This window comes from Aquincola tertiaricarbonis (genome assembly GCF_023573145.1).
Classification (GTDB): Bacteria; Pseudomonadota; Gammaproteobacteria; order Burkholderiales; family Burkholderiaceae_C; genus Aquincola; species Aquincola tertiaricarbonis_B.
The window spans coordinates 3095369-3118899 of sequence record NZ_CP097636.1 but is presented as its reverse complement, the minus strand read 5'-3'; the positions used below and the strand labels follow the sequence as shown (position 1 = coordinate 3118899).

At 67.5% G+C, this 23531-nt stretch carries 21 protein-coding genes, 1 tRNA gene and 1 pseudogene; 13 read left to right on the top strand and 10 right to left on the bottom strand.

What is annotated here, in order from left to right; genetic code table 11:
* Positions 1–35: 35 nt before the first annotated feature.
* Positions 36–1064, top strand: a complete 1029-nt coding sequence (gene pdxA, locus MW290_RS28720) for a 4-hydroxythreonine-4-phosphate dehydrogenase PdxA (RefSeq protein WP_250197767.1) — start codon at positions 36–38, stop codon at positions 1062–1064.
* On the opposite strand, the gene MW290_RS28715 is transcribed toward pdxA, so the two are convergent.
* Together MW290_RS28715 and mscL are read right to left on the bottom strand one after the other, a co-directional pair.
* Entirely contained in the window at positions 1061–3484 is a 2424-nt protein-coding gene (locus MW290_RS28715) for a DUF1631 family protein (RefSeq protein WP_250197766.1), read from the bottom strand. The two genes, pdxA and MW290_RS28715, sit on opposite strands and share 4 nt — an antisense overlap.
* A gap of 117 nt (positions 3485–3601) precedes the next feature.
* Positions 3602–4033: a large conductance mechanosensitive channel protein MscL gene (gene mscL / locus MW290_RS28710; RefSeq protein ID WP_250197765.1), complete on the bottom strand. Its 432-nt coding sequence runs from the start codon at positions 4031–4033 to the stop codon at positions 3602–3604.
* 194 nt (positions 4034–4227) lie between these two features.
* Here mscL and petA point away from each other — a divergent pair, with 194 nt between their 5' ends.
* The 6 genes from petA (at position 4228) to MW290_RS28680 (ending at position 8474) form a co-directional block, all read left to right on the top strand.
* Positions 4228–4830, top strand: a complete 603-nt coding sequence (gene petA / locus MW290_RS28705) for a ubiquinol-cytochrome c reductase iron-sulfur subunit (RefSeq protein ID WP_250197764.1) — start codon at positions 4228–4230, stop codon at positions 4828–4830.
* Between the two features lie 27 nt (positions 4831–4857).
* The gene (locus tag MW290_RS28700) at positions 4858–6258 is read left to right on the top strand and encodes a cytochrome b (protein ID WP_250197763.1); all 1401 of its coding nucleotides are present in this window, start codon (positions 4858–4860) and stop codon (positions 6256–6258) included.
* Positions 6259–6281: 23 nt separating this feature from the next.
* Complete coding sequence (locus MW290_RS28695; RefSeq protein WP_250197762.1) at positions 6282–7052, top strand: cytochrome c1; 771 nt, start codon at positions 6282–6284, stop codon at positions 7050–7052.
* A gap of 130 nt (positions 7053–7182) precedes the next feature.
* Positions 7183–7794 (top strand): glutathione S-transferase N-terminal domain-containing protein, encoded by a 612-nt coding sequence (locus tag MW290_RS28690; RefSeq protein WP_250197761.1) that lies wholly within the window; start codon positions 7183–7185, stop codon positions 7792–7794.
* Between the two features lie 6 nt (positions 7795–7800).
* Positions 7801–8349, top strand: coding sequence for a ClpXP protease specificity-enhancing factor (locus MW290_RS28685; RefSeq protein ID WP_250197760.1), 549 nt, complete (start codon positions 7801–7803; stop codon positions 8347–8349).
* Positions 8350–8398: 49 nt separating this feature from the next.
* Positions 8399–8474, top strand: a tRNA-Thr gene (locus MW290_RS28680).
* Positions 8475–8546: 72 nt separating this feature from the next.
* On the opposite strand, the pseudogene MW290_RS28675 reads toward MW290_RS28680, so the two are convergent.
* A pseudogene (locus MW290_RS28675) lies at positions 8547–9008 on the bottom strand (NYN domain-containing protein); the annotation flags it as partial.
* Positions 9009–9103: 95 nt separating this feature from the next.
* On the opposite strand from MW290_RS28675, the gene tnpA reads away from it, so the two are divergent.
* The 3 genes from tnpA (at position 9104) to tnpC (ending at position 11670) form a co-directional block, all read left to right on the top strand.
* Positions 9104–9532, top strand: coding sequence for an IS66-like element accessory protein TnpA (tnpA, locus tag MW290_RS28670; RefSeq protein ID WP_259373446.1), 429 nt, complete (start codon positions 9104–9106; stop codon positions 9530–9532).
* Positions 9529–9867: an IS66 family insertion sequence element accessory protein TnpB gene (gene tnpB / locus MW290_RS28665; RefSeq protein ID WP_250195311.1), complete on the top strand. Its 339-nt coding sequence runs from the start codon at positions 9529–9531 to the stop codon at positions 9865–9867. Before tnpA ends, tnpB begins: the two co-directional genes overlap by 4 nt.
* A gap of 81 nt (positions 9868–9948) precedes the next feature.
* Positions 9949–11670, top strand: coding sequence for an IS66 family transposase (gene tnpC, locus MW290_RS28660; protein ID WP_250195312.1), 1722 nt, complete (start codon positions 9949–9951; stop codon positions 11668–11670).
* 14 nt (positions 11671–11684) lie between these two features.
* On the opposite strand, the gene MW290_RS28655 is transcribed toward tnpC, so the two are convergent.
* Together MW290_RS28655 and MW290_RS28650 are read right to left on the bottom strand one after the other, a co-directional pair.
* On the bottom strand, positions 11685–12119 hold the full coding sequence (locus tag MW290_RS28655) for a PIN domain-containing protein (RefSeq protein ID WP_250197758.1): 435 nt from the start codon (positions 12117–12119) through the stop codon (positions 11685–11687).
* 212 nt (positions 12120–12331) lie between these two features.
* Positions 12332–12652, bottom strand: a complete 321-nt coding sequence (locus tag MW290_RS28650; RefSeq protein WP_250197757.1) for a DciA family protein — start codon at positions 12650–12652, stop codon at positions 12332–12334.
* A 215-nt stretch (positions 12653–12867) separates the two neighbouring features.
* Between MW290_RS28650 and secA the strand changes: the two genes are divergently transcribed.
* The 3 genes from secA (at position 12868) to MW290_RS28635 (ending at position 18343) form a co-directional block, all read left to right on the top strand.
* On the top strand, positions 12868–15612 hold the full coding sequence (gene secA, locus MW290_RS28645) for a preprotein translocase subunit SecA (protein WP_250197756.1): 2745 nt from the start codon (positions 12868–12870) through the stop codon (positions 15610–15612).
* 53 nt (positions 15613–15665) lie between these two features.
* Positions 15666–16895, top strand: a complete 1230-nt coding sequence (gene argJ, locus MW290_RS28640) for a bifunctional glutamate N-acetyltransferase/amino-acid acetyltransferase ArgJ (protein ID WP_250197755.1) — start codon at positions 15666–15668, stop codon at positions 16893–16895.
* 107 nt (positions 16896–17002) lie between these two features.
* Positions 17003–18343, top strand: coding sequence for an MFS transporter (locus MW290_RS28635; protein WP_250197754.1), 1341 nt, complete (start codon positions 17003–17005; stop codon positions 18341–18343).
* Positions 18344–18350: 7 nt separating this feature from the next.
* Here the strand turns inward: MW290_RS28635 and ugpQ are convergent, their stop codons facing one another.
* The 5 genes from ugpQ to ugpB form a co-directional block, all read right to left on the bottom strand.
* Positions 18351–19127, bottom strand: coding sequence for a glycerophosphodiester phosphodiesterase (gene ugpQ, locus MW290_RS28630; protein WP_250197753.1), 777 nt, complete (start codon positions 19125–19127; stop codon positions 18351–18353).
* A 13-nt stretch (positions 19128–19140) separates the two neighbouring features.
* The gene (gene ugpC, locus MW290_RS28625) at positions 19141–20229 is read right to left on the bottom strand and encodes a sn-glycerol-3-phosphate ABC transporter ATP-binding protein UgpC (protein ID WP_250197752.1); all 1089 of its coding nucleotides are present in this window, start codon (positions 20227–20229) and stop codon (positions 19141–19143) included.
* Between the two features lie 9 nt (positions 20230–20238).
* A complete protein-coding gene (gene ugpE / locus MW290_RS28620; RefSeq protein ID WP_250197751.1) occupies positions 20239–21090 on the bottom strand; it encodes a sn-glycerol-3-phosphate ABC transporter permease UgpE in 852 nt (283 codons plus the stop codon).
* Positions 21090–21971: a sn-glycerol-3-phosphate ABC transporter permease UgpA gene (gene ugpA / locus MW290_RS28615; RefSeq protein ID WP_250197750.1), complete on the bottom strand. Its 882-nt coding sequence runs from the start codon at positions 21969–21971 to the stop codon at positions 21090–21092. The genes ugpE and ugpA overlap by 1 nt, the downstream gene beginning before the upstream one ends.
* Before the next feature lie 95 nt (positions 21972–22066).
* Positions 22067–23374 (bottom strand): sn-glycerol-3-phosphate ABC transporter substrate-binding protein UgpB, encoded by a 1308-nt coding sequence (gene ugpB / locus MW290_RS28610; protein WP_250197749.1) that lies wholly within the window; start codon positions 23372–23374, stop codon positions 22067–22069.
* Between the last annotated feature and the right edge of the window lie 157 nt (positions 23375–23531).

Sequence of the window (23531 nt, the reverse complement as noted above, 5' to 3'; positions counted from 1 at the left end):
AGGCGTATCCGCAGCGGTGCGCGGACAATGCCGCCATGTCATCACGCCATGTGCCTTCCACGCCGCCGCTGCTGATCACACTCGGTGACCCTTGTGGCATCGGCCCCGAGATCGTGGCGGGTGCCTGGTTGCGGGGTGAGCTGCCCGATGCGGTGGTGGTGGGCGACCCGGGCGTGGTGCGTCGCGGCCTGCGCGCGCTGGGCCGGGAGGCGCCCCTGGCGCTGCTCGAATCGCCGGCCGACCTGACGGCCTGCCCGCCCGGCTGCCTGCCGGTGCTGCTGGGGGGCGAAGACGCGGCGCTGGCCGAGCTGCCCTGGGGCCGCGTCGACGGCCGCGCCGGTGCCGCCGCCGCCCGCTGGATCACCCAGGCGGTGCGCCTGGTGCAGGCCGGCGAGGGCCGGGCGGTGGTCACCGCGCCCATCCACAAAGAGGCGCTGAGCGCCGCGGGTGTTCCGTTCCCGGGCCATACCGAGATGCTGCAGTGGCTGGCCACCGGCGCCGACGGGCAGTTGCCGCCGGTGCGCATGATGCTGGCCAACCCCGAGCTGAAGGTGGTGCTGGTCACCATCCATGTGTCGCTGCGGCGGGCGCTGGAACTGCTCGATTTCGATGCCGTGCTGTCCACGCTGCGCATCGCCCACCAGGCGGCGGCGCGCTGGGGCCAGCCCGCGCCGCGCATCGCGGTGGCCGGGCTCAATCCGCATGCGGGGGAGGGCGGGCTCTTCGGCGACGAGGAGCTGCGCTTCATCGGCCCGGCGATCGAGGCGGCGCGGGCCGAAGGCATCGACGCGCAAGGGCCGTTTCCGCCCGACACGGTGTTCATGCGCGCCCGCCGCGGCGCCTTCGACCTGGTGGTGGCGATGACGCACGACCATGGCCTGATTCCGGTGAAGTACCTGGGCGTGGAAGACGGCGTGAACGTGACGCTGGGCCTGCCTTTCGTGCGCACCAGCCCTGACCACGGCACCGCCTTCGACATCGCGGGCCAGGGCATTGCCGACCCGGCCAGTCTGGTGACGGCGGCGCGCATGGCGCGCCTGCTCAGCGGGGCAGGGGCGGGCTAGTGGCGTGCGGGAGCGGCGCCTGAAGGCCGCAGGGCCGCCAGCTGCTTGCGCGCACGGGCGGTGGCCCGCTCGATCAGGAAGGCGTTCTCGAAGGCCCGGAAGCGCCCCGCCTCGCACAGCCGGTGCAGCATGCGGGAGGTGAGCGACACTGTCTTCTGGTGCTTGCTGCCGCTGATGAACACGAAGAACGCGCGCCCCGGGCTCACATAGTTCAGCTTGACCTTCTGCCACTGGTCGTCCACCAGCATCTGGTAGGCGAAGCCCAGTTGCACATGGTCGGCCAGCGAGGCACCGCGGCTGGGCTCCACCGGCTCGGGCGGTGGCAGGCCGTCCAGCCGGATGTCCACCGCGGTGAGCTCGGGCTCGAGGTTGAGGTCGATGTCCACCTGGCGCTGCCAGTTCACCGACTCTTCCTTCACCAGGCCGATCTGCGCGGCCTCGTCGTCGCTGAAGTGCACCTGGTCCACCGCGTCCTTCAGCACCGGCAGCGCGCTGCCCTCGGCCACGCGGGGCAGCGGCATCGCGAACACCGCGTCCAGCTGCTTGACCATCAGGTTGAAGTCCAGCGGCCGCAGCGACTGGCCCTTCAGCGAATCGGCATGCGCTGGCAGCAGCTCGGAGAAGAAGGCCTTCTGCGCCGCATCCGGCCAGCCGATGATGGCCAGGCCGTGGTTCAGGTCCTTCATCAGCTGCGGCAGCGTCATCAGGAAGTTCTTGCGGTCGGTGGGCGTGCCCTTGGGCTGCACGCTAATCACCACGTCGCGCGCGGCACGCTTGAGCCGCTGCGAGAGTTCACCCGCCTCGCCGCCCCGGCGCGCCGCCAGCACCAGCGCCTGGCTCCACACCTGGGCCAGGAAGCCGCGCAGGAAGGCCGGCATCTCCACCGGCGCCAGCGCCGCCTGCAGCTGCCGCATGTACTGCTGCTGCACCCGCAGGTCCTGCTCCTTGGCTTCGACCAGTTGCGGGGCGTTGCTGCCTTGTTCCTGCACCTCGTCGCGTGCCTGCGCGGCGATGAAGGCTTCGAGAGCGCCGAGCTTGTGCTCGTACACCTCCATCTGGTCGAAGTCGCCGTCGACGATGTCCTGCACCAGCGCCCGCACATGGCCGAGGAACTGCTGGCCGGGGCCGCTGCCGAAGTCTTCGAAGGCGCAGGCCAGCGAAGCGATGCGGTTGACGAAGCGGCGTACCGGGTGGCGGCGTGACGAGAAGAAGCTCGGGTCGCCCAGCGCCACCCGCAGCACCGGCAGCTGCAGCCGCGCGATCTGGCGCGCCATCTGCGGCGGCACCTTGGGGTCGGACAGGATCTGCTCAAACAGGCTGCCGACGACGTCGATCACCATGTGGTCGAGCCGGCCGGTGGCCGCCTGGCGCAGCGCCTCCCGGTGGGCGTAGATCAGGTTGGGCAGCGGGCCGTCGCCGGAAGGTCCGAAGCCGGCACCGAACCCGGAACCGGCGCCGATGCCCGCCGGCACAACAGCGCCACCACCACCGCCGCCGCTGCCACCGAAACCGCCCCCACCACCGCCCGGCGTGGCCAGCTGGCGGATCAGCGACATCATCGGCGCATCGACGTGGCCGAAGGGGGTGCCGCCGCCGGCGTGGCGCGCAGCGGCGCCGGGGCCCGGCCCGCTCGCGCGGGCGGCGGGCCCGGGGTGGCCGCCGGCCCAACCCGGCACAGGCCGCTGGGCAGCCGCGGCCTCATCGGCCAGCGTGCCGCCGCGGCTGGACAAGCCGTCGTAGCCCGAGGTGTTGAAACCCAGGTCGTGGCCCGGGCCCTGGGTGCCGCGCACCGCCAGGCTCACCGGCTGCACGCCGCTGTCGCGCAGCGACTGCACGATGTCGGTGTACACCTTGGGCATCAGGTCGGCCAGGCTGCGGCCCAGCTCGATGCCCAGCAGCTTGCGCACCTCGGGTCGTTCCGACACCGCTTCCACGCCGGCCAGCAGCGCCTTGCCCACCAGTTCGGGGCGCAGCGGGTTGCGTTCGTGGTCGGGCCGGCCGATGCGCAGCAGCGAGCCCACGTAGGCGTCCAGCTCGCGCAGCTCCCATTCGCAGGCGTGCTGGATGGCCAGGCCGAAGCGGTCGGCCTCGATGCCGGCCTCCACTTCGTGGTCGTCGACCAGACTCAGCGCTTCCCAGGGCGTGGCAGCCGAGGTGCGCGGGCCCTCGCGCCGGGGCGCGGTCTCGCGCGCCACCTGCTGGTCGAGGGTGTCGTTGAAGGCGTGGCCGAAGGCGGCCTGCTTGCGGTTCAGCTCGAACTGCGCCGCCAGAAAGTCGTCGCGCTCGTGAATGCGCAGGCTGGACAGCGCGGCCAGGCCGAGGCTGTCCACGCAGCGCTGCGCCGCCTCGCGTGCAGCGTGTTTGATGCGAAGCGCCGCTGCCTGGAGCGCGGCTTCGGGGCGCGGTAACGGCGAATTCATGATGCGCACGGCGGCCGAGGTGGAGTGAGGCGCGGGCCGCCGCGGGGCGGCGCCTGCCTCAAGGCCCGGTTATCGGCAAGTATGGGCACAAATTCAGCACCTCGGCGGTGCGGCAGCTCAACGCTTGAGCGCGTCGCGGATCTCGCGCAGCAGCTTCACGTCCTCGGGCTCGGGCGCCGGCGCGGCCGGTGCCGGTTCCGCCAGGCGCAGGCGGTTGATCTGCTTGACCATCACGAAGATGACGAAGGCCAGGATCAGGAAATTCAGCGCCACGGTGATGAAGTTGCCGTAGGCCAGCAGCGGCACGCCGGCCTTGGTCAGCGCCTCGTAGGTCATGGGCCCGCTGTAGCCGGCCGGCGGGCTGGACAGCATCAGGAAGTAGTTCGAGAAGTCGAGCCCGCCGACCACCCGGCCGACCAGCGGCATGATGATGTCCTTGACCAGTGAGTCGACGATCTTGCCGAACGCCGCCCCGATGATCACCCCCACGGCCAGATCGACCACGTTGCCCTTGACTGCAAACGCCTTGAACTCGCTGACGAAACTCATCCTGCACGCTCCTGTGCCTGTTTTGGTGTAACCGGGCCTCTTCCCGGTGCGCCCGGAGTATGACGCGCGGCAAACACGCACCGTTATGTCGTTAGATGTTGACGCGGTCCGTTAGAATCCTTGGTTGCCCCTGACGGAAACCCCGCGTGTGTGTTTCTTGTCGCGTCTTCCAGCGATTGCCACCAGAGGACCTCATGAGTGACCACCAAGTCGACAAAGCCAAACGCACGTGGCTCGTCGCATCCGGATGTGCGGGTGCGGTGGGCGGCATTGCCGTGGCTGTGCCGTTTGTTTCGACGTTCACCCCGTCCGAACGTGCGAAAGCCGCTGGCGCCCCTGTCGAAGTGGACATCGGGGGTCTGCAGCCTGGTGAGAAGGTCACCGTCGAGTGGCGCGGCAAGCCGGTGTGGGTGGTGCGCCGCACCACCGAGCAGGTCGAGGCTCTGAAGAAGCTCGACCCGCAGCTGGCCGACCCCAAGTCGGAGCGCAAGCCCGACGAGATCACCCCGATGGAGAGCTGCCGCAACGAGTGGCGTTCGATCAAGCCGGAGTTCCTGGTGGTCGTGGGCATCTGCACGCACCTGGGCTGCTCGCCGACCGACAAGTTCGCGGCCGGCGCCCAGCCTTCGCTGCCCGACGACTGGCAAGGTGGCTTCCTCTGCCCGTGCCACGGCTCCACCTTCGACATGGCGGGCCGGGTGTTCAAGAACAAGCCTGCGCCGGACAACCTCGAGGTGCCGCCGCACATGTACCTGTCCGATACGCGCCTGCTGATCGGCGAGGAAAAGAAGGCCTGACACTCCGAACATCGCGAGGCACAACACATGGCGGAATTCAAGCAAGCCCCGGCCGGCGCGTCCCTCCCGCAGCAACTGCTGACCTGGGTCGACAACCGGTTCCCAGCCAGCAAGTTGTACAAGGAGCACCTGTCCGAGTACTACGCGCCCAAGAACTTCAACTTCTGGTACTTCTTCGGTTCACTGGCGCTGCTGGTGCTCGTGATCCAGATCGTCACCGGCATCTTCCTGGTGATGCACTACAAGCCGGACGCCAACCTGGCGTTCGCCTCGGTCGAGTACATCATGCGCGATGTGCCCTGGGGCTGGCTGGTGCGCTACATGCACTCCACCGGCGCCTCGGCGTTCTTCGTGGTGGTGTACCTGCACATGTTCCGCGGCCTGCTGTACGGCAGCTACCGCAAGCCGCGTGAGCTGGTCTGGATCTTCGGCTGCGCGATCTTCCTGTGCCTGATGGCCGAGGCCTTCATGGGCTACCTGCTGCCGTGGGGCCAGATGAGCTACTGGGGCGCGCAGGTGATCGTGAACCTGTTCGCGGCCGTGCCCTTCGTCGGTCCTGACCTGGCGCTCCTGATCCGTGGCGACTACGTGGTGAGCGACGCCACGCTGAACCGCTTCTTCAGCTTCCACGTCATCGCGGTGCCGCTGGTGCTGCTGGGCCTGGTGGTGGCGCACATCATCGCGCTGCACGAAGTGGGCTCCAACAACCCTGACGGCGTCGAGATCAAGGCCAAGAAGGACGCGCAGGGTCGCCCGCTGGACGGCATCCCCTTCCATCCGTACTACACGGTGCACGACATCCTGGGCGTGAGCGTGTTCCTGATGATCTTCAGCGCGATCATCTTCTTCGCGCCGGAACTGGGCGGCTACTTCCTGGAGTACAACAACTTCATCCCTGCCGACCCGCTGAAGACCCCGCCGCACATCGCGCCGGTGTGGTACTTCACGCCGTTCTACTCGATGCTGCGCGCCACCACGGACGACCTCGTCAACGTGCTGTCGGTCATCATCGGCGTGGCGGCGCTGCTGTCGTTCATCAAGCTGCGCGCCGGTATCGTCACCAAGGTGGGCGTGGTCATCGCCGCGGCAGTGGCCATCGTGCTGCTCAAGACCTTCGACGCCAAGTTCTGGGGCGTGGTGGTGATGGGCGGCGCCGTGATCATCCTGTTCTTCCTGCCCTGGCTGGACCACAGCCCGGTCAAGTCGATCCGCTACCGCCCGAACTGGCACAAGTACCTGTACGGCGTGTTCGTGGTGTTCTTCTTCGTGCTCGGCTACCTGGGCATCCAGCCGCCGTCGACCGCCGGCACCATCGTGTCGCAGATCGGTACGCTGTTCTATTTCGGCTTCTTCCTGCTGATGCCCTGGTGGAGCCAGATCGGCACGTTCAAGCCGGTGCCTGACCGCGTGGTCTTCAACGCCCACTGACGCCGCCGGAGTACCGAGACACCATGAAAAAGATTCTTCTGTCCCTGCTGGCCTCGCTGGCCGTGCTGTCGGGCGGTGCACAGGCCGCGAGCGAGGGTGCGCCCCTTGACCGCTTCCCGACCGAGCGCATGACCGACGTCGCCGCCCTGCAGAACGGGGCCAAGCTGTTCGTCAACTACTGCCTGAACTGCCACTCGGCCTCGTTCATGCGCTACAACCGGCTGCGCGACATCGGCCTGACCGACGAGCAGATCAAGAGCAACCTCGCCTTCCCGACCAAGAACGTCGGCGACATGATGAAGGCGTCGATCGATCCGAAGCAGGCCAAGGAGTGGTTCGGCGCCACCCCGCCCGACTTGACCGTGATCGCCCGCTCGCGCGCCAGCGGCGCCGGCAGTGGTGCAGACTACCTCTACACCTACCTGCGCACCTACTACCGCGACGAGACCAAGGCCACCGGCTGGAACAACATCGCCTTCCCCAACGTCGGCATGCCCAACCCGCTGTGGGAGCTGCAGGGTCAGCGCGCTGCCCAGTTCGAGGAGCGCCAGGATCCGCATGACCACAGCAAGACCGTGCATGTGTTCAAGGGCTTCCAGCAGCTCACCCCCGGCACCATGTCGCCCACCGAGTTCGACGGCGCGGTGGCCGATCTGGTGGCCTACATGCAGTGGATGGGTGAGCCGCAGCAGAACTTCCGCGTCCGCCTGGGCGTGTGGGTGTTGATCTTCCTGGGCCTGTTCACCGTCATCGCCTGGCGCCTGAACGCCGCCTACTGGAAAGACATCAAGTAGTCGTCTGGTGACCCGGGGCCGCGATCGGCCAGGGTCGTCGGCGCAGTGGTGCTCTCGGGCCCACTGCGCTTCGTGTTTTCTGAGCTTTGATGCTCGCTGTTCGAATTGTTAGAAGAAGGGGCCCGCTGCCATGATGGTGCTTTACTCCGGAACCACCGATCCTTACTCGCACCGCTGCCGCTTCGTGCTGTTCGAAAAGGGCATGGACTTCGAGATCCGCGACGTGGATCTGTTCGCGAAGCCCGAGGACATCGCGTTGATGAATCCGTACAACGAGGTGCCCATCCTCGTCGAGCGCGACCTCATCCTGTATGAGTCGCACATCATCAACGAGTACATCGACGAGCGCTTCCCGCATCCGCAGCTGATGCCCGGCGACCCCGTGGCACGCGCCCGCGTGCGCCTGTTCCTGCTCAACTTCGAGAAGGAGCTGTTCGCCAACGTGAACCTGCTGGAAAGCCGTGGCGTCAAGGCCACCGAGAAGCAGCTGGAAAAGGCCCGCGCGCAGATCCGCGACCGCCTGACGCAGCTGGCGCCCATCTTCCAGAAGAACAAGTACATGCTGGGCGACGACTTCTCGATGCTGGACGTGGCCATCGCGCCGCTGCTGTGGCGCCTGGACTACTACGGCATCGAGCTGTCGAAGAACGCGCTGCCGCTGCTGAAGTACGCCGAACGCATCTTCTCGCGCCCGGCCTACATCGAGGCGCTGACGCCGTCCGAAAAAGTGATGCGCAAGTAAGCTGGCATGACGTCGCCGATCGCTCCGGAAGGGCAGGGCACTTCCACTCGCCCTTACCTCATCCGTGCGCTGCACGACTGGTGCACCGACAACGGCTTCACGCCTTACGTCGCGGTCTTCGTCGACCGCAGCGTGCAGGTGCCGATGGAGTACGTGAAGAACAACGAGATCGTTCTGAACGTGGGCTTCGAGGCGACCAGCGGGCTGAAGCTGGGCAACGAGTTCATCGAGTTTCGCGCCCGCTTCGGCGGCCAGCCGCGGGACATCGTGGTGCCCATCGACCACGTGGTGGCCATCTATGCACGTGAAAACGGGCAGGGCATGGCCTTCCCGATGCCGACCGAGAGCACGGCTGGTCCGGTGAGCGACGAGACCGCCGCGCCCGCCCCCGAGCAGGCCGGTGCCGCCGCGCCCGCACCGGCTGCGGCGCCCGCCGGCCCGCGCGGCCTGCGGCTGGCGGCCGAATCGGAAGGTGACGGCACGCCCCCCGGCGAAGAGCCGCCCGAGCCGCCCAGCGGCGGTGGTGCACGTCCCTCGCTCAAGCGCATCAAGTAGCGCCCGGGGCAGCCTGCGGGCTGCCCTCTAGAATCATCGATCGCGCCGTGCCGGCTTAGCTCAGTTGGTAGAGCACCCGCCTTGTAAGCGGAAGGTCTTCGGTTCGATTCCGAAAGCCGGCACCACAGTCTGCGTGCCTTGCGGCGCGAGTGACCACCTATGTGCGGAGGTCGCGACGGGTTGTCGCGCTGGTGGGCTCAGCTGGCTTTGTTGTCGCCGTCCTCTCGTGACTGCGACGGGCTGTTGCCTCCCGAAGCAGTTGCCTGCACGCTGCCATGGGCGGCAGCAGTGAAAGCCGAAAAGATCGTTTGCAGGTTAGGCTTCATCTGCTGCCACGCCGCCTGCTCGCTGATGGACTTGTGTGGTAGCTCAACCTCGTAGCTCATGACAGGCGCAAAGTCCTTCGGCGGGTGCTTTTCGTCCTGGTGATTGGCCGGCTTGGGCGACATGCTGACCAAACCGTCAATGTGCTCGTAGAGGCTGGGGGCGATGGTTGCGTGCATAGAGTCCAGCACGAAGTCCAGGCCTTCGCGCCGGGCGAGCTTTGCGGCTGGTACGAAGTCAGCGTCGCCTGCCACCAAGATGATGCGGTCAACCTGCTTATTGAACGCAAGGGACGCCACATCAACGCCTATGCGCATATCGACGCCTTTTTGCTTGGTGTCGAGGGTGACGTCTTCTTCCGTGAGCGACTGAAGATCGGTGAGCGTCCAGGCCGACCATCTTGAAGGCCGGGTAGGCGAATAGGAGTCTCATGTCCACTTCGACTTTTGGTGGACACGTGAACACTATCCCCGATCTACAAGGTGGCCCTCGCCGTCGGCGTCGTACGCACAGCGATGAATTCAAGGCCGGCGCGGTGGCCAGTTGCCTGCAACCGGGCATGTCGATGGCGGCGGTGGCGATGGCCCATGGCGTCAACGCCAACTTGCTGCGTCGGTGGGTGCGCGAGGCCGAGATGAAGCCCGCGGCCGGCGCCCTTCGCGGGATGACCCCTGGTGAAGTTCAGGCGCCTGAGCACAGGTCCTCGTTCGTTCCGGTACAACTGCCTGCGCCCAGCGAGCCGGCCGCGCTAACTGACATCCGCATCGAGCTGCAGCGCGGCGTGACAGCGGTCACGGTAACCTGGCCGGCCAGTGCGGCCAGCGAATGCGCGGCCTGGATGCGCGAGCTGCTTCGATGATCCGCATCGACGCGATGTGGCTGTCCGCCGAGCCCGTGGACATGCGGGCTGGACCCGAGCGGCTGCTGGCGCGCGTGGTGCAAGTGTTCGGCGTGGCGCACGCTCACCACGGCTATCTGTTCGCCAATGCCCGTGGCACCCGCGTCAAGCTGCTCATGCATGACGGCTTCGGGCTGTGGTGCGCGTCGCGGCGCTTGAACAGCGGGCGATTCGTGTGGCCCGTCGCTGGCGGCGTGGCGCCCTCGTGGACGCTGACGCAGGCGCAGTTCGATGCCCTGATGCTGGGCCTGCCGTGGCAGCGGCTTCATGAGCTCAGCGCCATCACGCGGGCCTGAATCTGGCGTGCGGTCAGCCATGATCGGTTGACAGTGCATGTGCCGATAGGCCGCGTGGCGGGCTATGGCACGATGCCCCGCATGCTCGGCATGCGTGGTCTTCTTCCCACTGATCCCGAGGGCCTCTCGCCCGAGGTCGCCGCGCTGATCGCCCAGCTGCAGCAGCAGGTGCAGGCCCAGGCGCAGCAACTCGGCGAGCGTGACCAAGCCCTCATGCAGCGCGACCAGGCGCTCGCGGAGCGAGCTGCGGAGCTGGCGCAGCGCGATGCGCTGCTGCAGCGCAAGGACCGCGAGATCGCGCTGCGCGAGGCCAAGATCGAGAAGATCAACTTCGAGCTCGCGCGGCTCAAGCGCTGGACCTACGGGGCCAAGTCAGAGGCCATGAACGCTGACCAGCGTCGCCTGTTCGAAGAGACGCTGGCCGAGGACGAAGCCGCGCTGCGTGCGCAGCTCGAGCGTCTACGCCGTGAAGCCGAGGCCGCCGCGGCGGCCGCCGGCACCCAGCCCAAGGCGCCGTCACGTCAGCCCCGTCGCAGTGCACTGCCGGCGCACCTGCGTCGCGTCGAGCATCGCCATGAGCCCGACAGCACCAACTGCCAGGAGCAGGGTTGCGGACGTCCCATGAAGCGCATCGGTGAAGACGTCACCGAGCGGCTCGACATCGTGCCGGCCGAGTTCTTCGTGCACCGCCACATCTATGGCAAGTGGGCTTGCCGGCACTGCCAGGTCCTCAAGCAGGCGCCCAGCGTGCCGGAGATCGTTGAGGGCGGCATCGCCGCCAGCGGGCTGCTGGCGCACACGGCGATCAGCCGCTTCGTGGACCACCTGCCGTACTACCGTCAAGAGACCATCAACGCCCGCTCCGGCGTGCACACCCCGCGCTCGACGTTGGCAGTCGGGACCGGTCAGGTGGGCGCGGCGTTGGAGCCGCTGTACGTGCTGCACAAGCGCTTCGTGCTCGATTGCCGCGTGCTGCACGCTGACGAGACGCCGGTGGCCTTGCTGGACCCCGGCGCAGGCAGGACACGCCGGGCCTACATGTGGGCCTACGCGCGAAGTTGGCACGACGCGGTGCCCGGCGTCGTCTACGACTTCTGCCGCGGGCGCGGGGCGCAGTACCCGGTGGCCTTCCTCAACGGCGACGAGCGACGCGGCGAGCGACGATGGTCCGGGACGCTGCTCACTGACCGCTACGGTGCGTACGAGGCCGTGGTGGACCCACAGCACTACCCGGGTCGCATCAGCGCCGCATGCGCCGCGCATGCGCGCAGGAACTTCGAAGAGCTCGCGCACGAGGGCACGAGCCCCATCGGGGTTGACGCGCTGCGGCGGTTCGCCCGCATCTATGAAGTCGAGGGCGAACTCAAGGGCCTCAGCGACGACGAGCGCCGAGCTCTGCGGCAGAGGCTTGCCAAGCCGCTATGGGACGAGCTCCAGCAGTGGCTGGGCCTGGAGCGACGGCTGGTCCCAGACGGCGGCGCGACGGCCAAGGCGATCGATTACACGCTGAGCCATTGGGCGGCGCTGACGCGGCACCTCGACGACGGTGCTGTGGCCATCGACAACAACCACCTGGAGCGTCAGATCAAGCCCTGGGCAATGGGACGCAAGGCATGGCAGTTCGTGGGCAGCGAGCTCGCCGGCCAACGCGCTGCCATCGTGATGAGCCTAGTGCAGTCGGCACGGATGAATGGGCACGAACCGTGGGCCTACCTGCGCGACGTGTTGCAGCGTCTGCCGACGCTGCTCAACACCCGGCTCGATGAACTGCTGCCGCATCGCTGGACTGCAGCGAAAGCCTGAACGCCTTCTCGACGTCAAGGTGGGGCGGCTGGACGCTCACGAAGATCGCGCCTCCCTCTTAGAAGATCCGCCTGAACGGCGGGCTTGATCGCCCAGTTCCTGACATCACCAAGGTGCCCAAGCCGGAGCGCTACCTTGCGCAACTGCTTCAGTCGCTCATGGAACGCTGTGCGTCTCTGATACAGGCCAGTCTTCGCGAAATCGATGTACGCGCCCGAAAGCGGGTGGTGGAGCTTCCCAGAAAACGGTGGGCAGTCGTAGACGAAGATCCGGTACAGCTCCCCGCGAGAGCCTGCAGGAGTGGCGTGGCCCGCTCCATCGTCGCCCAGGTGACGGCAAGCCCATTCGTGCAGGCACTCTGCGACGATCTTGCCCTCGTGGTCCCTGCCATTTGGGACCAAGGCACCATAGCGCCGGATGAAGAAGGCGGCGTCGACGAGGATCGCCACCCTCACGTTAGCCCCACAAACAGGTTGCCCCCGGTGTTCGGTTTCCGCCGGATGTTGGCGGGCCTACTGGCGGGGGCGGGATTTATGCGCGAAAGCGTACTTGCATCCTATCCGCCAGTGCATAGGAAATGCCTATCATTTTGCGGCGCAGTTTTCACCGCTCATCATCTCCGTGACCGGCGCTCGCGCTCCCCTGCTGGGCAAGGCCGGCTTCAAGGGCCGCTCATCACACGTATCCGGATCGCCGGCGTGGGCAGGTCCGCCTCCTGCAGCAGTTCCACCAGCCGCGGCAGCATCTGCCGCAGCTTGGCGCTCACGGCGGCGTTGCTGACCAGCAGCGCCCAGCCTTCTTCGTCCACCGGACCTGGCCGCACGTGCCGGCGAAGGGCCGGCGGCAGCGCCGGCTCGATCACGCGGTAGCGTTGGTTGGAGGCCTGCACGCGCTCGACCAGCCGTGCCAGCGGCGCGCTGCCTTCCAGCGCCTCACGGATCGGTCGGGTGGGCGGGTTGCCGCCAGGGGGAGTGCGTGCCATCGGTGCAGTCTAGCCCCGGTGATAGACTCGATCGGCTCAGCGCCATGCGTGCCTGCCCAGCAGGAAGGCACGCTGTTCGCCCGGCTTTCCAGCCCGCCGGGCGTTGCAAACCGGGCCTGCGCCCTCAGGTGCTTCGCTCCTGCCTTGCAGGCTCCTCCGGTCAGCAGGCCTCTTGCGGGCCGGCCGGCTCATTCTTCTCCAGCTTCGTTCAGCGCATGTTGCCTAAGCTTCTCACTTCGATTTTCGGTAGTCGCAACGATCGGCTGATCAAGCAGTTGCGGGCGGTGGTGCAGCAGATCAACGCCCTGGAGCCCCAGTTCGAGAAACTCGACGACGCGGCCCTGCGCGGCAAGACCGACGAGTTCCGCCAGCGGCTGGCCAAGGGCGAAACGCTCGATGCGTTGCTGCCCGAGGCGTTCGCCACCGTGCGTGAAGGCAGCAAGCGCTGCCTGAAGATGCGGCACTACGACGTGCAGCTGATCGGCGGCATGACGCTGCACCAGGGCAAGATCGCCGAAATGCGCACCGGCGAGGGCAAGACCCTGATGGCCACGCTGCCGGTGTACCTGAATGCGCTGCCCGGCAAGGGCGTGCACGTGGTCACGGTGAACGACTACCTGGCCCGCCGCGACGCTGAATGGATGGGCCGGCTGTACAACTTCCTCGGCCTGACCGTGGGCGTGAACGTGCCCGGCATGAGCCGCGAGGAAAAGCAGGCCGCCTACAACGCCGACGTCACGTACGGCACGAACAACGAGTTCGGCTTCGACGTGCTGCGCGACAACATGGTCTACGAGGTGGGCGACCGCGTGCAGCGCAAGCTGAACTACGCCATCGTCGACGAGGTGGACTCGATCCTGATCGACGAGGCCCGCACCCCGCTGATCATCAGCGGCCAGGCCGAGGACCACACCGAGCTGTACGTGCGCATCAACGCCGTCGTGCCCAAGCTCAAGAAGCAGATCGGCGAGGCCGACCCCCGCACCGGCGAGGGCGTGATCGAGCCGGGCGACTTCACGGTGGACGAGAAGAGCCATCAGGTGTTCCTGACGGAAGACGGCCACGAGCATGCCGAGCGCATCCTGGCCGAGGCCGGCCTGCTGGCCGAGGGCGCCAGCCTGTACGACCCTGCCAACATCACGCTGATGCACCACGTGTACGCCGCGCTGCGTGCACGCCACCTGTACAACCGCGACCAGCACTACGTGGTGCAGGGCGGTGAGGTGGTGATCGTCGACGAGTTCACCGGCCGCCTGATGACCGGCCGCCGCTGGAGCGACGGCCTGCACCAGGCCGTGGAAGCCAAGGAAGGCGTCAAGATCCAGAGCGAGAACCAGACCCTCGCCTCGATCACCTTCCAGAACTACTTCCGGATGTACGCCAAGCTGTCGGGCATGACCGGCACGGCCGACACCGAAGCCTATGAGTTCCAGGAGATCTACGGCCTGGAAACCGTGGTCATTCCGCCGAACCGGCCCACCATCCGCAAGGACGAACTCGACCTGGTCTACAAGACCAACAAGGAGAAGTTCAACGCGGTGATCGAGGACATCCGCGACGCGCACACGCGGGGCCAGCCGGTGCTGGTGGGCACCACCTCGATCGAGAACTCCGAGCTGATCTCCAACCTGCTGACGGCCGCCAAGCTGCCGCACCAGGTGCTGAACGCCAAGCAGCACGCCAAGGAAGCCGAGATCGTGGCCCAGGCCGGCCGGCCGGGCGTGATCACCATCGCCACCAACATGGCGGGCCGCGGCACCGACATCGTGCTGGGCGGCAACGTCGAGAAGCAGGTGCAGATCCTCGAGGCCGACGAGACGGTGCCGGCCGACGAGAAGGCCCGCCGCATCGAGCAGCTGAAGGCCGAGTGGCAGAGCCTGCACGACAAGGTGCGCGCCGAAGGCGGTCTGCGCATCATCGCGACCGAGCGCCATGAGTCGCGCCGCATCGACAACCAGCTGCGCGGCCGTGCCGGCCGCCAGGGCGACCCGGGCTCCTCGCGCTTCTACCTGTCGCTGGAAGATCCGCTGATGCGCATCTTCGCGGGCGACCGCGTGCGCGCCATCATGGACCGGCTGAAGATGCCGGAAGGCGAGGCCATCGAGGCCGGCATCGTCTCGCGCAGCATCGAAGGCGCACAGCGCAAGGTGGAAGCCCGCAACTTCGACGTGCGCAAGCAGCTGCTGGAGTACGACGACGTCGCCAACGACCAGCGCAAGGTCATCTACCAGCAGCGCAACGAGATCCTGGAATCCGCCTCGGTGGCCGACCAGATCACCAACCTGCGCCGCAGCGCCATCGCCGGCGTGGTGCGCGCCCACGTGCCCGAAGGCAGCCTGGAAGAGCAGTGGGACCTGGACGGCCTGGAGAAGTCGCTGCGCGACGAATGGCAGCTCGAGGTGCCGCTCAAGGCCATGGTCGAGGGCAGCGACAGCGTGACCGACGAGGACATCGAGGAGCGCGTGGTCAAGGCCGCCGACGAGGTGTTCGATGCCAAGGTGGCCATCGTCGGGCAGGACCAGTTCAATCCGTTCATGCGCATGGTGCTGCTGCAGTCCATCGACAGCCATTGGCGTGAGCACCTGGCTTCGCTGGACTACCTGCGCCAGGGCATCCACCTGCGCGGCTACGCGCAGAAGAACCCCAAGCAGGAATACAAGCGCGAAGCCTTCGAGCTGTTCTCGCAGATGCTCGACCAGGTGAAGCTGGAAGTCACCCGCGTGCTGCTGACGGTGCGCATCCAGTCGCAGGACCAGGTGGCACAGGCCGCCGAGGCCATTGAACAAAGCGCCAGCGAGCTGGGCCAGGTGACCTACACCCATCCGAACGAAGACGGCTCGGTATCGCAGGAAACCGAAGGCGGCAACCTGGCCGACCAGCTGCCGCGCGTGGGCCGCAACGACCCCTGCCCCTGCGGCAGCGGCAAGAAGTACAAGCAGTGCCACGGCCGCCTGAGCTGATCCGCCCCTTTGTCATCCACCGCTGAACTGACCGCACCGACCGGAGGCCGCCGATGCCCGTGAACCTGCAAGCGCCCAATCCTGCCGACCTCCATCCCGTCGCCGGTGTGCGGCTGGGCATCGCGATGGGGGGCATCCGCAAGGCCAATCGCAAGGACCTGGTGGTGATCGCGCTGGACGAAGGTTCGCAGGTGGCGGGCGTGTTCACGCGCAACCGCTTCTGCGCCGCGCCGGTGCAGGTGGGCCAGGCGCACCTGGCGGCCGGCCGCGGCATCCGCGCACTGGTCATCAACACCGGCAACGCCAACGCCGGCACCGGCGAAGACGGCCTGCAGCGCGCCCGTGCCACCTGCGCCGCCGCCGCGCGGCTGATGAACCTGGCGCCCGAGCAGGTGCTGCCGTTTTCCACCGGCGTGATCATGGAAACGCTGCCGGTGGACCGCATCGAAGCCGGCCTGCCCGCCGCGCTGGCCGACCTGCGCGCCGACGGCTGGGCCGATGCGGCCCAGGGCATCATGACCACCGACACCCTGCCCAAGGCCGCTTCGCGCCAGGTGCAGGTGGGTGGCCGCACCGTCACCGTCACCGGCATTTCCAAGGGCGCCGGCATGATCCGGCCCAACATGGCCACGATGCTGAGCTACGTGGCCACCGACGCGGCAGTGTCGCCCGCGCTGCTGCAGCCGCTGGTGCGTGAGGCGGCCGACCTGAGCTTCAACCGCATCACCATCGACGGCGACACCTCCACCAACGACTCGTTCGTGCTGATGGCCACCGGCCAGGCCGGCAACGCGCCGGTGGAGTCGCTGGACTCGGCCGACGGCCGCGCGCTGCGCGATGCGGTGGTGGCCGTGGCCACGCAGCTGGCCCAGGCCATCGTGCGCGACGGCGAAGGCGCCACCAAGTTCATCACCGTGCAGATCGACGGCGGCCGCACGGCTGACGAGTGCAAGCTGGCGGCCTACGCCATCGCGCATTCGCCGCTGGTCAAGACCGCCTTCTTCGCCAGCGACCCCAATTTGGGCCGCATCCTGGCGGCGGTGGGTTATGCGGGCATCGACGACCTCGACCAGTCGAAGATCGACCTCTTCCTGGACGACGTGCACGTGGCCCGCGCTGGTGGCCGCCACCCCGAGTACCAAGAAGCCGACGGCCAGCGGGTGATGAAGCAAAGCGAGATCACCGTGCGCGTGAACCTGCACCGCGGCAGCGCCAGCGCCACGGTGTGGACCTGCGACCTCTCGCACGACTACGTCAGCATCAACGCCGACTACCGCAGCTGATATTCGCCGGCTCGTAGGGCTTGCTGCGGTCTGTGCGCCGCTGTTAGCCTGCCGGATTGGCCATGGCCGCCCACGAGGCGTGCCGCCGATCCGTGAGACCCGAGCCCATGAAGCCGCTTCTTCGCCTGCCCGCCGCCTGGCGCCGCAGGCTGCAACTGCCGCCGAACGACCTGCTGCGCAACGCGGCTTACCGGCGGCTGTTCACCTCCATCCTTTGCAGCTCACTGGGCGGCCAGGTGACCATGCTGGCGCTGCCGCTCACCGCCGCGCTGCTGCTGCATGCCACGCCCACGCAGATGGGCTGGCTCACCACGATGGAGCTGCTGCCCTTCGTGCTGTTCTCGCTGCCCGCCGGCGTGTGGCTCGACCGCGTGCGCAAGCTGCCGGTGTATGTGGCCGGCGAGTTCTCGCTGGCGGTGGCGGTGCTCACCATTCCGCTGGCCTGGGCCCTGGGCTGGCTCAGCATCGCGTGGCTGTACGTGGTGGGCTTTCTCATCGGCACCGTCTACACCACCGCGGGCAGCGCCGCGCAGATCGTGCTCACCCAGGTGGTGCCGCGTGAGCGGCTGGTGGAAGCGCATGCCAAGAATGCGCTGGCCACGTCCGGTGCCGAGGTGGTGGGCCCGGGCCTGGCTGGCGCGTTGATCAAGGCCGTGGGCGCGCCGATGGCGCTGGTGATCGATGCCCTGCTGCTGCTGGTGTCGGTGGGCATCCTGCGGGGCGTGGACGCGCGGGAGAACCGGCAGCTCCAGGTCGGCCGGCGCTTCTGGCCGCAGCTGAAGGAGGGCCTGCGCTTCGTGGCCCACCACCGGCTGCTGATCGCGCTGGCAGTGGCCGTGGGCCTCTGGCAGATGTGCCACAACGCCGCGCTGGTGGTGCAGATCCTCTACGCCACGCGCGAGCTGGGCATGTCCGAGCGTGCCATCGGCCTGGCCTACGTGGCCATGGGCGGCGGCACGGTGCTGGCCAGCACCTTGGGCCACCGCATCAGCGAGCGCATCGGGCCCGGCCCCTGCCTGACGCTGGGCATCGGCTGCTGCGGCCTGGGCTGGCTGCTGGCGGCGCTGGTGCCGCCGCAGTACGGTGGCATCGCGGCTTTCGTGGCCATGCTGGTCTTGTTCGGTGTGGGCGCGGTGCTGATCTTCATCAACTTCCTGGCGCTGCGGCAGGCGGTGACGCCGGAGCCCTTGCTGGGCCGCATGACCAGCATTATGCGCTGGCTGATCATCCTGCCGGCGGGCCCGGGCGCGCTGCTGGGGGGCTGGCTGGGCGAGCATGTGGCGCTGCGCGCCACGCTGCTGTTTTCGGGCGTCACGGCCCTGCTGTTGGCCGGGGCTGCACTGCGCCACCCGGTGATCCGCGCGGTGCGCAGCCTGCCTTCACAGCCGAAGTCGGAGGCGGTGCCCCCGGAAGATCCGGCCGCCGAGGCGATGCCGTTGAAAGCCTGAGTCAGCCTCAGTCTGCGGTACGGTCCACCGCCGGCGAAAACCGATCCACCGCATCGGTGATCACACCGTCGATGCCCGCGGCTTCCAGCCGTAGCGCATCGGCGCTTTCGTTCACCGTGTAGCAGAGCGAACGCAGGCCGGCGGCGTGGATGCGGCCGATCACCCCCGCGTCCAGCAGCTTGTGGTTGCACACCACCGCGACGCAGCCCAGGCCCTGCGCTTCTTCAAGCCAGCCTTCACGCAGGCTGTCCAGCAGCAGCGCACGCGGCACCTCTGGTGCGGTGTCGCGGGCGCCGGCCAGCGACTCGGGCTGGAACGAGCTGAACAGCGGCGGCAGCGCCTGCGGCTGCGCAGCCCACAGGCGCAGCACCTCGGCGCCCACCACCTCGCCGGTGCGGCGCTCCACGCCCGGCGTAGGCTTGATCTCGATGTTCAGCGCAAAGCCGTTGCGCAGCACGTAGGCGGCGATGGCGTCCAGCCGCGGCAGCGGTTCACCTGCGTAGCCGCGTGAATGCCAGCTGCCGGCGTCCAGCCGCGACAAGGCGTCCCAGGGGTGGTCGCCCGCCGTGCCCTGGCCGTTGGTGGTGCGCTCCAGCGTGGCGTCGTGCAGCAGAAAAGGCACGCCCTCGGCGCTCAGCTTCACGTCGCACTCGAAGCCGCGGTAGCCATGGGCGGCGCCCAGGCGGAAGGCGGCCAGCGTGTTCTCCGGCGCCAGCTTGCCGGCGCCGCGGTGGGCGATCCAGCGCGGGTAGGGCCAGGCCGCCTGCGGGTTCAACGCTTGCATCGGGTGCCCCGCCTCAGGTGCCACTGACGCGCTTTTGCGTGCCGGCGTCGAACCAGTGCAGGTGCGCGGCGTTGACCAGCAGGCGCACCGTCTGCCCCAGTGCCGGCGGGCGGTCGCCGCTGTCCACACGCACCGTCACGAGGTCGCTGCCCGCCGACAGCCGGCCGTAGATCAGCCGCTCGGCGCCCAGCGTCTCGATCATCTCCACCGTGAAGGGCCAGCCGCCGTGGCCGTTGCTGGCGTCGGCGATGGACAGATGCTCCGGCCGCGCACCCAGAATCAGCTCGCCGGCCTGCGGTGCGGTGCCCGGCAGCGACAAGGCGGTGCCGGCGATGCTGAAGCGCGAGCCGTCGGCCTGGCCGCGGATCAGGTTCATCGGCGGCGAGCCGATGAAGCCCGCGACGAAGGTGGTGGCCGGGCGGGTGTACACCTCGTCCGGCGTGCCGATCTGCTCCATGCGGCCGGCGTTCATCACGATCATGCGCTGGGCCAGCGTCATCGCCTCCACCTGGTCGTGCGTGACGAACAGCGACGTGACGCCCAGCTCGCGGTGCAGCTTCTGGATCTCCAGCCGCGTCTGCGCGCGCAGCTTGGCGTCCAGGTTGGACAGCGGCTCGTCGAACAGGAACACCTGCGGCTGCCGCACGATGGCGCGGCCCATGGCCACGCGCTGGCGCTGGCCGCCCGACAGCTGCCGCGGCTTGCGTTCCAGCAGCGCGCCCAGCTCCAGGATCTTGGCCGCCTTCTGCACCCGGGCCTCGATCTCGGCCGGTGGCACCTTGGCGATCTTCAGGCCGTAGGCCATGTTGGCGTACACCGTCATGTGCGGGTACAGCGCGTAGTTCTGGAACACCATCGCGATGTCCCGCTCCGACGGTTCCACGTCGTTGACCACGCGGCCGCCGATGCCGATCTCCCCGCCGCTGATTTCTTCCAGCCCGGCCACCATGCGCAGCAGCGTGCTCTTGCCGCAGCCCGAGGGGCCGACGATGACGACGAATTCGCCGTCGGTGATCTCCGCATTGACGCCGTGGATGACCTGCAGCGCGCTGGCACCGGTGCCATAGCGCTTGACCACGTTGCGGATGGAAATGGCTCCCACTGTGTTTTCCTATTTCTCGGTATCGACCAGGCCCTTGACGAACCACTTCTGCATCAGCATCACCACCAGCGCGGGCGGGATCATCGCCAGCATCGCGGTGGCCATGATCAGGTTCCACTCGTTGCCGGCTTCGCCGCCGGCGATCATCCGCTTGATGCCGATGACCACGGGGTACATGTCTTCCTGGGTGGTGACCAGCAGCGGCCACAGGTACTGGTTCCAGCCGTAGATGAACTGGATGACGAACAGCGCCGCGATGCTGGTGGTGGACAGCGGCACCAGCACGTCCTTGAAGAAGCGCAGCGGCCCGGCGCCGTCGATGCGGGCGGCCTCCACCAGCTCGTCGGGCACTGTCAGGAAGAACTGCCGGAACAGGAAGGTGGCCGTGGCCGAGGCGATCAGCGGCACCGTCAGGCCGGCATAGCTGTTGAGCATGCCCAGGTCGCTCACCACCTTGTAGGTGGGCCCGATGCGCACCTCCACCGGCAGCATCAGCGTGACGAAGATGGCCCAGAAGAAGAACTTGCGGAACGGGAACTTGAAGTACACCAGCGCAAAGGCCGACAGCAGCGAGATCGCGATCTTGCCGAGGGCGATGATCAGCGCGCTGATCAAACTGACCATCATCATGCGGCCCACCGCCGCGTTGGAGCCGCCACCGCTGCCGGTGCCGAACAGCGCGGTGCGGTAGTTCTCGATGAAGTGCGCCCCCGGCAGCAACGGCATCGGCTGCTGCACCACCTCGCTGGCGGTGTGGGTGGAGGCGACGAAGGTCAGGTACACCGGGAAGGCGACGATCGCCACTCCCAGCAACAGGATGACGTGGGCCAGGATGCCCAGCGTGGGACGGCGCTCGACCATCAGTAGTTCACTTTCTTCTCGACGAACTTGAACTGCACCACCGTGAGCGCAATCACGATGACCATCAGCACCACCGACTGTGCGGCCGAGCCGCCCAGGTCCAGCGCCTTGAAGCCGTCGTAGTACACCTTGTAGACCAGGATCGCAGTGTCCTTGCCGGGGCCGCCCTGGGTGGCTGCATCGACGATCGCGAAGGTGTCGAAGAAGGCGTACACCACGTTGATCACCAGCAGGAAGAAGGTGGTGGGCGACAGCAGCGGGAACTGGATGGTCCAGAAGCGCCGCCACGGTCGCGCGCCGTCAATGGCCGCTGCCTCGATCAGCGACTTGGGAATGCTCTGCAGCCCGGCCAGGAAGAACAGGAAGTTGTACGAGAGCTGCTTCCACACCGCCGCCATCACGATCAGCGTCATCGCGTGGTTACTGTTGAGCAGGTGGTTCCAGTCGAAGCCCAGCGCGGCCAGCGCGTACGACACCACGCCGATGCTGGGCGCGAACATGAAGAGCCACAGCACGCCCGCCACCGCCGGCGCCACGGCATACGGCCAGATGAGCAGCGTGCGGTAGAAGTGCGTGCCACGCACCACCCGGTCGGCGAACACGGCCAGCAGCAGCGAGATGCTGATGCCCAGCACCGCCACCAGGGCCGAGAACACCGCCGTGGTGCTGAACGAGGCCAGGTAGGTGGGGTCGTCCCACAGCCGCTGGAAGTTCTCCAGGCCCACCCATTCCACCGAGGTGCCGAAGGCATCGGACTGCTGGAACGATTGGACCAGGGCCTGGCCCGCGGGCCAGAAGAAGAAGATGCTGATGACGGCCAGCTGCGGGGCGATGAGCGCCCAGGGCAGCCAGCGGGAACGGAAGACGACGCGTTTTTCCATGGGCGCGGCGGCGGGGCCGGCGGATGCTTGTTGTTGTGATTGTCAGGCCTCGCGGCACGCCGTCCCGGCGCACCGCGAGGCGAGGCCGGTGCGCGTCAGCGGCTGTTGGCCTTCTGGAAGCGTTCGAGCTGCTCGTTGCCGCGCTTGACGATGGCGTCCAGCGCTTCCTTGGCGGTCTTCTTGCCGGCCCACACCTGTTCGAGTTCTTCGTCCTCGATGGCGCGGATCTGCAGGTAGTTGCCCAGGCGGATGCCGCGCGATTTGTCGGTCACCTTGCGGATCATCTGGTTCACCGCCACGTCGGTGCCCGGCTTTTCCTTGTAGAAGCCCGACTCCTCGGTCAGCTTGAACGAGGCCATGGTGATCGGCAGGTAGCCGGTGCGCTTGTGGCTGGCCGACTGCACTTCAGGCTTGGAAAGGTAGTTGAAGAAGGTGGCGATGCCCTTGTATTCCTCGGCCTTCTTGCCCGACATCACCCACAGGCTGGCGCCACCGATCACGGTGTTCTGCGGCGCACCTTCCACGTCGGGGTAGTAGGGCAGCGGGGCCAGGCCGTAGGCGAACTTGGCGTTCTTGGCCACGTCGCCGTAGAAGCCCGACGAGGTGGTGATCATGGCGCACTCACCCGACGTGAACGAGGCTTGCGGCGTGGCGCTGCGGCCCTTGTAGACGAACAGGCCCTGCTTGGCCATGTTGGCCAGGTTCTCGATGTGGCGCACGTGCAGCGGCGAATTGACCACCAGACGCGCGTCGAGGCCGGCCAGGCCGTTGCGCTTGGTTGCGAACTCCACGTTGTGCCAGGCCGAGAAGCTTTCCAGCTGCGTCCAGTTCTGCCAGGCCAGCGTGATGGGGCACTTGTGGCCGCTGGCCTTCAGCTTGGCCGCGGCAGACACCACTTCGGGCCAGGTGGCCGGGGCCTTGTCGGTGGGCAGGCCGGCGGCCTTGAAGGCGTCCTTGTTGAAGTAGAAGATCGTGGTCGAGCTGTTGAACGGGAAGCTCAGCATCTCGCCGTTCGGCGCGGTGTAGTAGCCGGCCACGGCGGGGATGTAGGCCGCCGGGTCGAACTTGAAGCCGGCGTCCTTCATCACCTTGCCCACCGGCACCACGGCGCCCTTGCTGGCCATCATGGTGGCGGTGCCCACTTCAAACACCTGCAGGATGTGCGGCGCGTTGCCGGCACGGAAGGCGGCGATCGCCGCGGTCATCGACTCGTCGTAGCTGCCCTTGTAGGTGGGCACGATCTTGTAGTCCTTCTGGCTGGCGTTGAAATCCTTGGCCAGGTCGTTGACCCATTCGTTGTTGACGGCGGTCATCGAGTGCCACCACTGGATCTCCACCTGGGCCTGGGCGCCGAAGGAGGCTGCCAGGACGGCCGAGGCCAGTGCGAACGACTTGAAATGCATGCAAAGGGCTCCGTAGGAACAAAAGGGGGGCTCGTGACCCCCCAGTATTTTCAGTTTTGATGACAGTCGCGTTTCTGTCACAAAGCCGGTGGCGGCGGAACGGGGATAACCCGCCGCAAGCGGTGCCGCGGCAGGGTCATGGCCGGGCACTCTGGGG

Bases quoted from the DNA above. Each gene is read 5' to 3' on its own strand.
- tnpC (WP_250195312.1), top strand. From the start codon at position 9,949: ATGCTCGGCATGCGTGGTCTTCTTCCCACTGATCCCGAGGGCCTCTCG.
- mscL (WP_250197765.1), bottom strand. From the start codon at position 4,033: ATGAGTTTCGTCAGCGAGTTCAAGGCGTTTGCAGTCAAGGGCAACGTG.
- MW290_RS28715 (WP_250197766.1), bottom strand. From the start codon at position 3,484: ATGAATTCGCCGTTACCGCGCCCCGAAGCCGCGCTCCAGGCAGCGGCG.
- argJ (WP_250197755.1), top strand. From the start codon at position 15,666: ATGCCCGTGAACCTGCAAGCGCCCAATCCTGCCGACCTCCATCCCGTC.
- ugpB (WP_250197749.1), bottom strand. From the start codon at position 23,374: ATGCATTTCAAGTCGTTCGCACTGGCCTCGGCCGTCCTGGCAGCCTCC.
- MW290_RS28695 (WP_250197762.1), top strand. From the start codon at position 6,282: ATGAAAAAGATTCTTCTGTCCCTGCTGGCCTCGCTGGCCGTGCTGTCG.
- MW290_RS28635 (WP_250197754.1), top strand. From the start codon at position 17,003: ATGAAGCCGCTTCTTCGCCTGCCCGCCGCCTGGCGCCGCAGGCTGCAA.
- tnpA (WP_259373446.1), top strand. From the start codon at position 9,104: ATGTCCACTTCGACTTTTGGTGGACACGTGAACACTATCCCCGATCTA.
- MW290_RS28685 (WP_250197760.1), top strand. From the start codon at position 7,801: ATGACGTCGCCGATCGCTCCGGAAGGGCAGGGCACTTCCACTCGCCCT.
- MW290_RS28690 (WP_250197761.1), top strand. From the start codon at position 7,183: ATGATGGTGCTTTACTCCGGAACCACCGATCCTTACTCGCACCGCTGC.
- MW290_RS28700 (WP_250197763.1), top strand. From the start codon at position 4,858: ATGGCGGAATTCAAGCAAGCCCCGGCCGGCGCGTCCCTCCCGCAGCAA.
- tnpB (WP_250195311.1), top strand. From the start codon at position 9,529: ATGATCCGCATCGACGCGATGTGGCTGTCCGCCGAGCCCGTGGACATG.
- secA (WP_250197756.1), top strand. From the start codon at position 12,868: ATGTTGCCTAAGCTTCTCACTTCGATTTTCGGTAGTCGCAACGATCGG.
- petA (WP_250197764.1), top strand. From the start codon at position 4,228: ATGAGTGACCACCAAGTCGACAAAGCCAAACGCACGTGGCTCGTCGCA.
- ugpE (WP_250197751.1), bottom strand. From the start codon at position 21,090: ATGGTCGAGCGCCGTCCCACGCTGGGCATCCTGGCCCACGTCATCCTG.
- pdxA (WP_250197767.1), top strand. From the start codon at position 36: ATGTCATCACGCCATGTGCCTTCCACGCCGCCGCTGCTGATCACACTC.
- MW290_RS28650 (WP_250197757.1), bottom strand. From the start codon at position 12,652: ATGGCACGCACTCCCCCTGGCGGCAACCCGCCCACCCGACCGATCCGT.
- ugpQ (WP_250197753.1), bottom strand. From the start codon at position 19,127: ATGCAAGCGTTGAACCCGCAGGCGGCCTGGCCCTACCCGCGCTGGATC.
- ugpA (WP_250197750.1), bottom strand. From the start codon at position 21,971: ATGGAAAAACGCGTCGTCTTCCGTTCCCGCTGGCTGCCCTGGGCGCTC.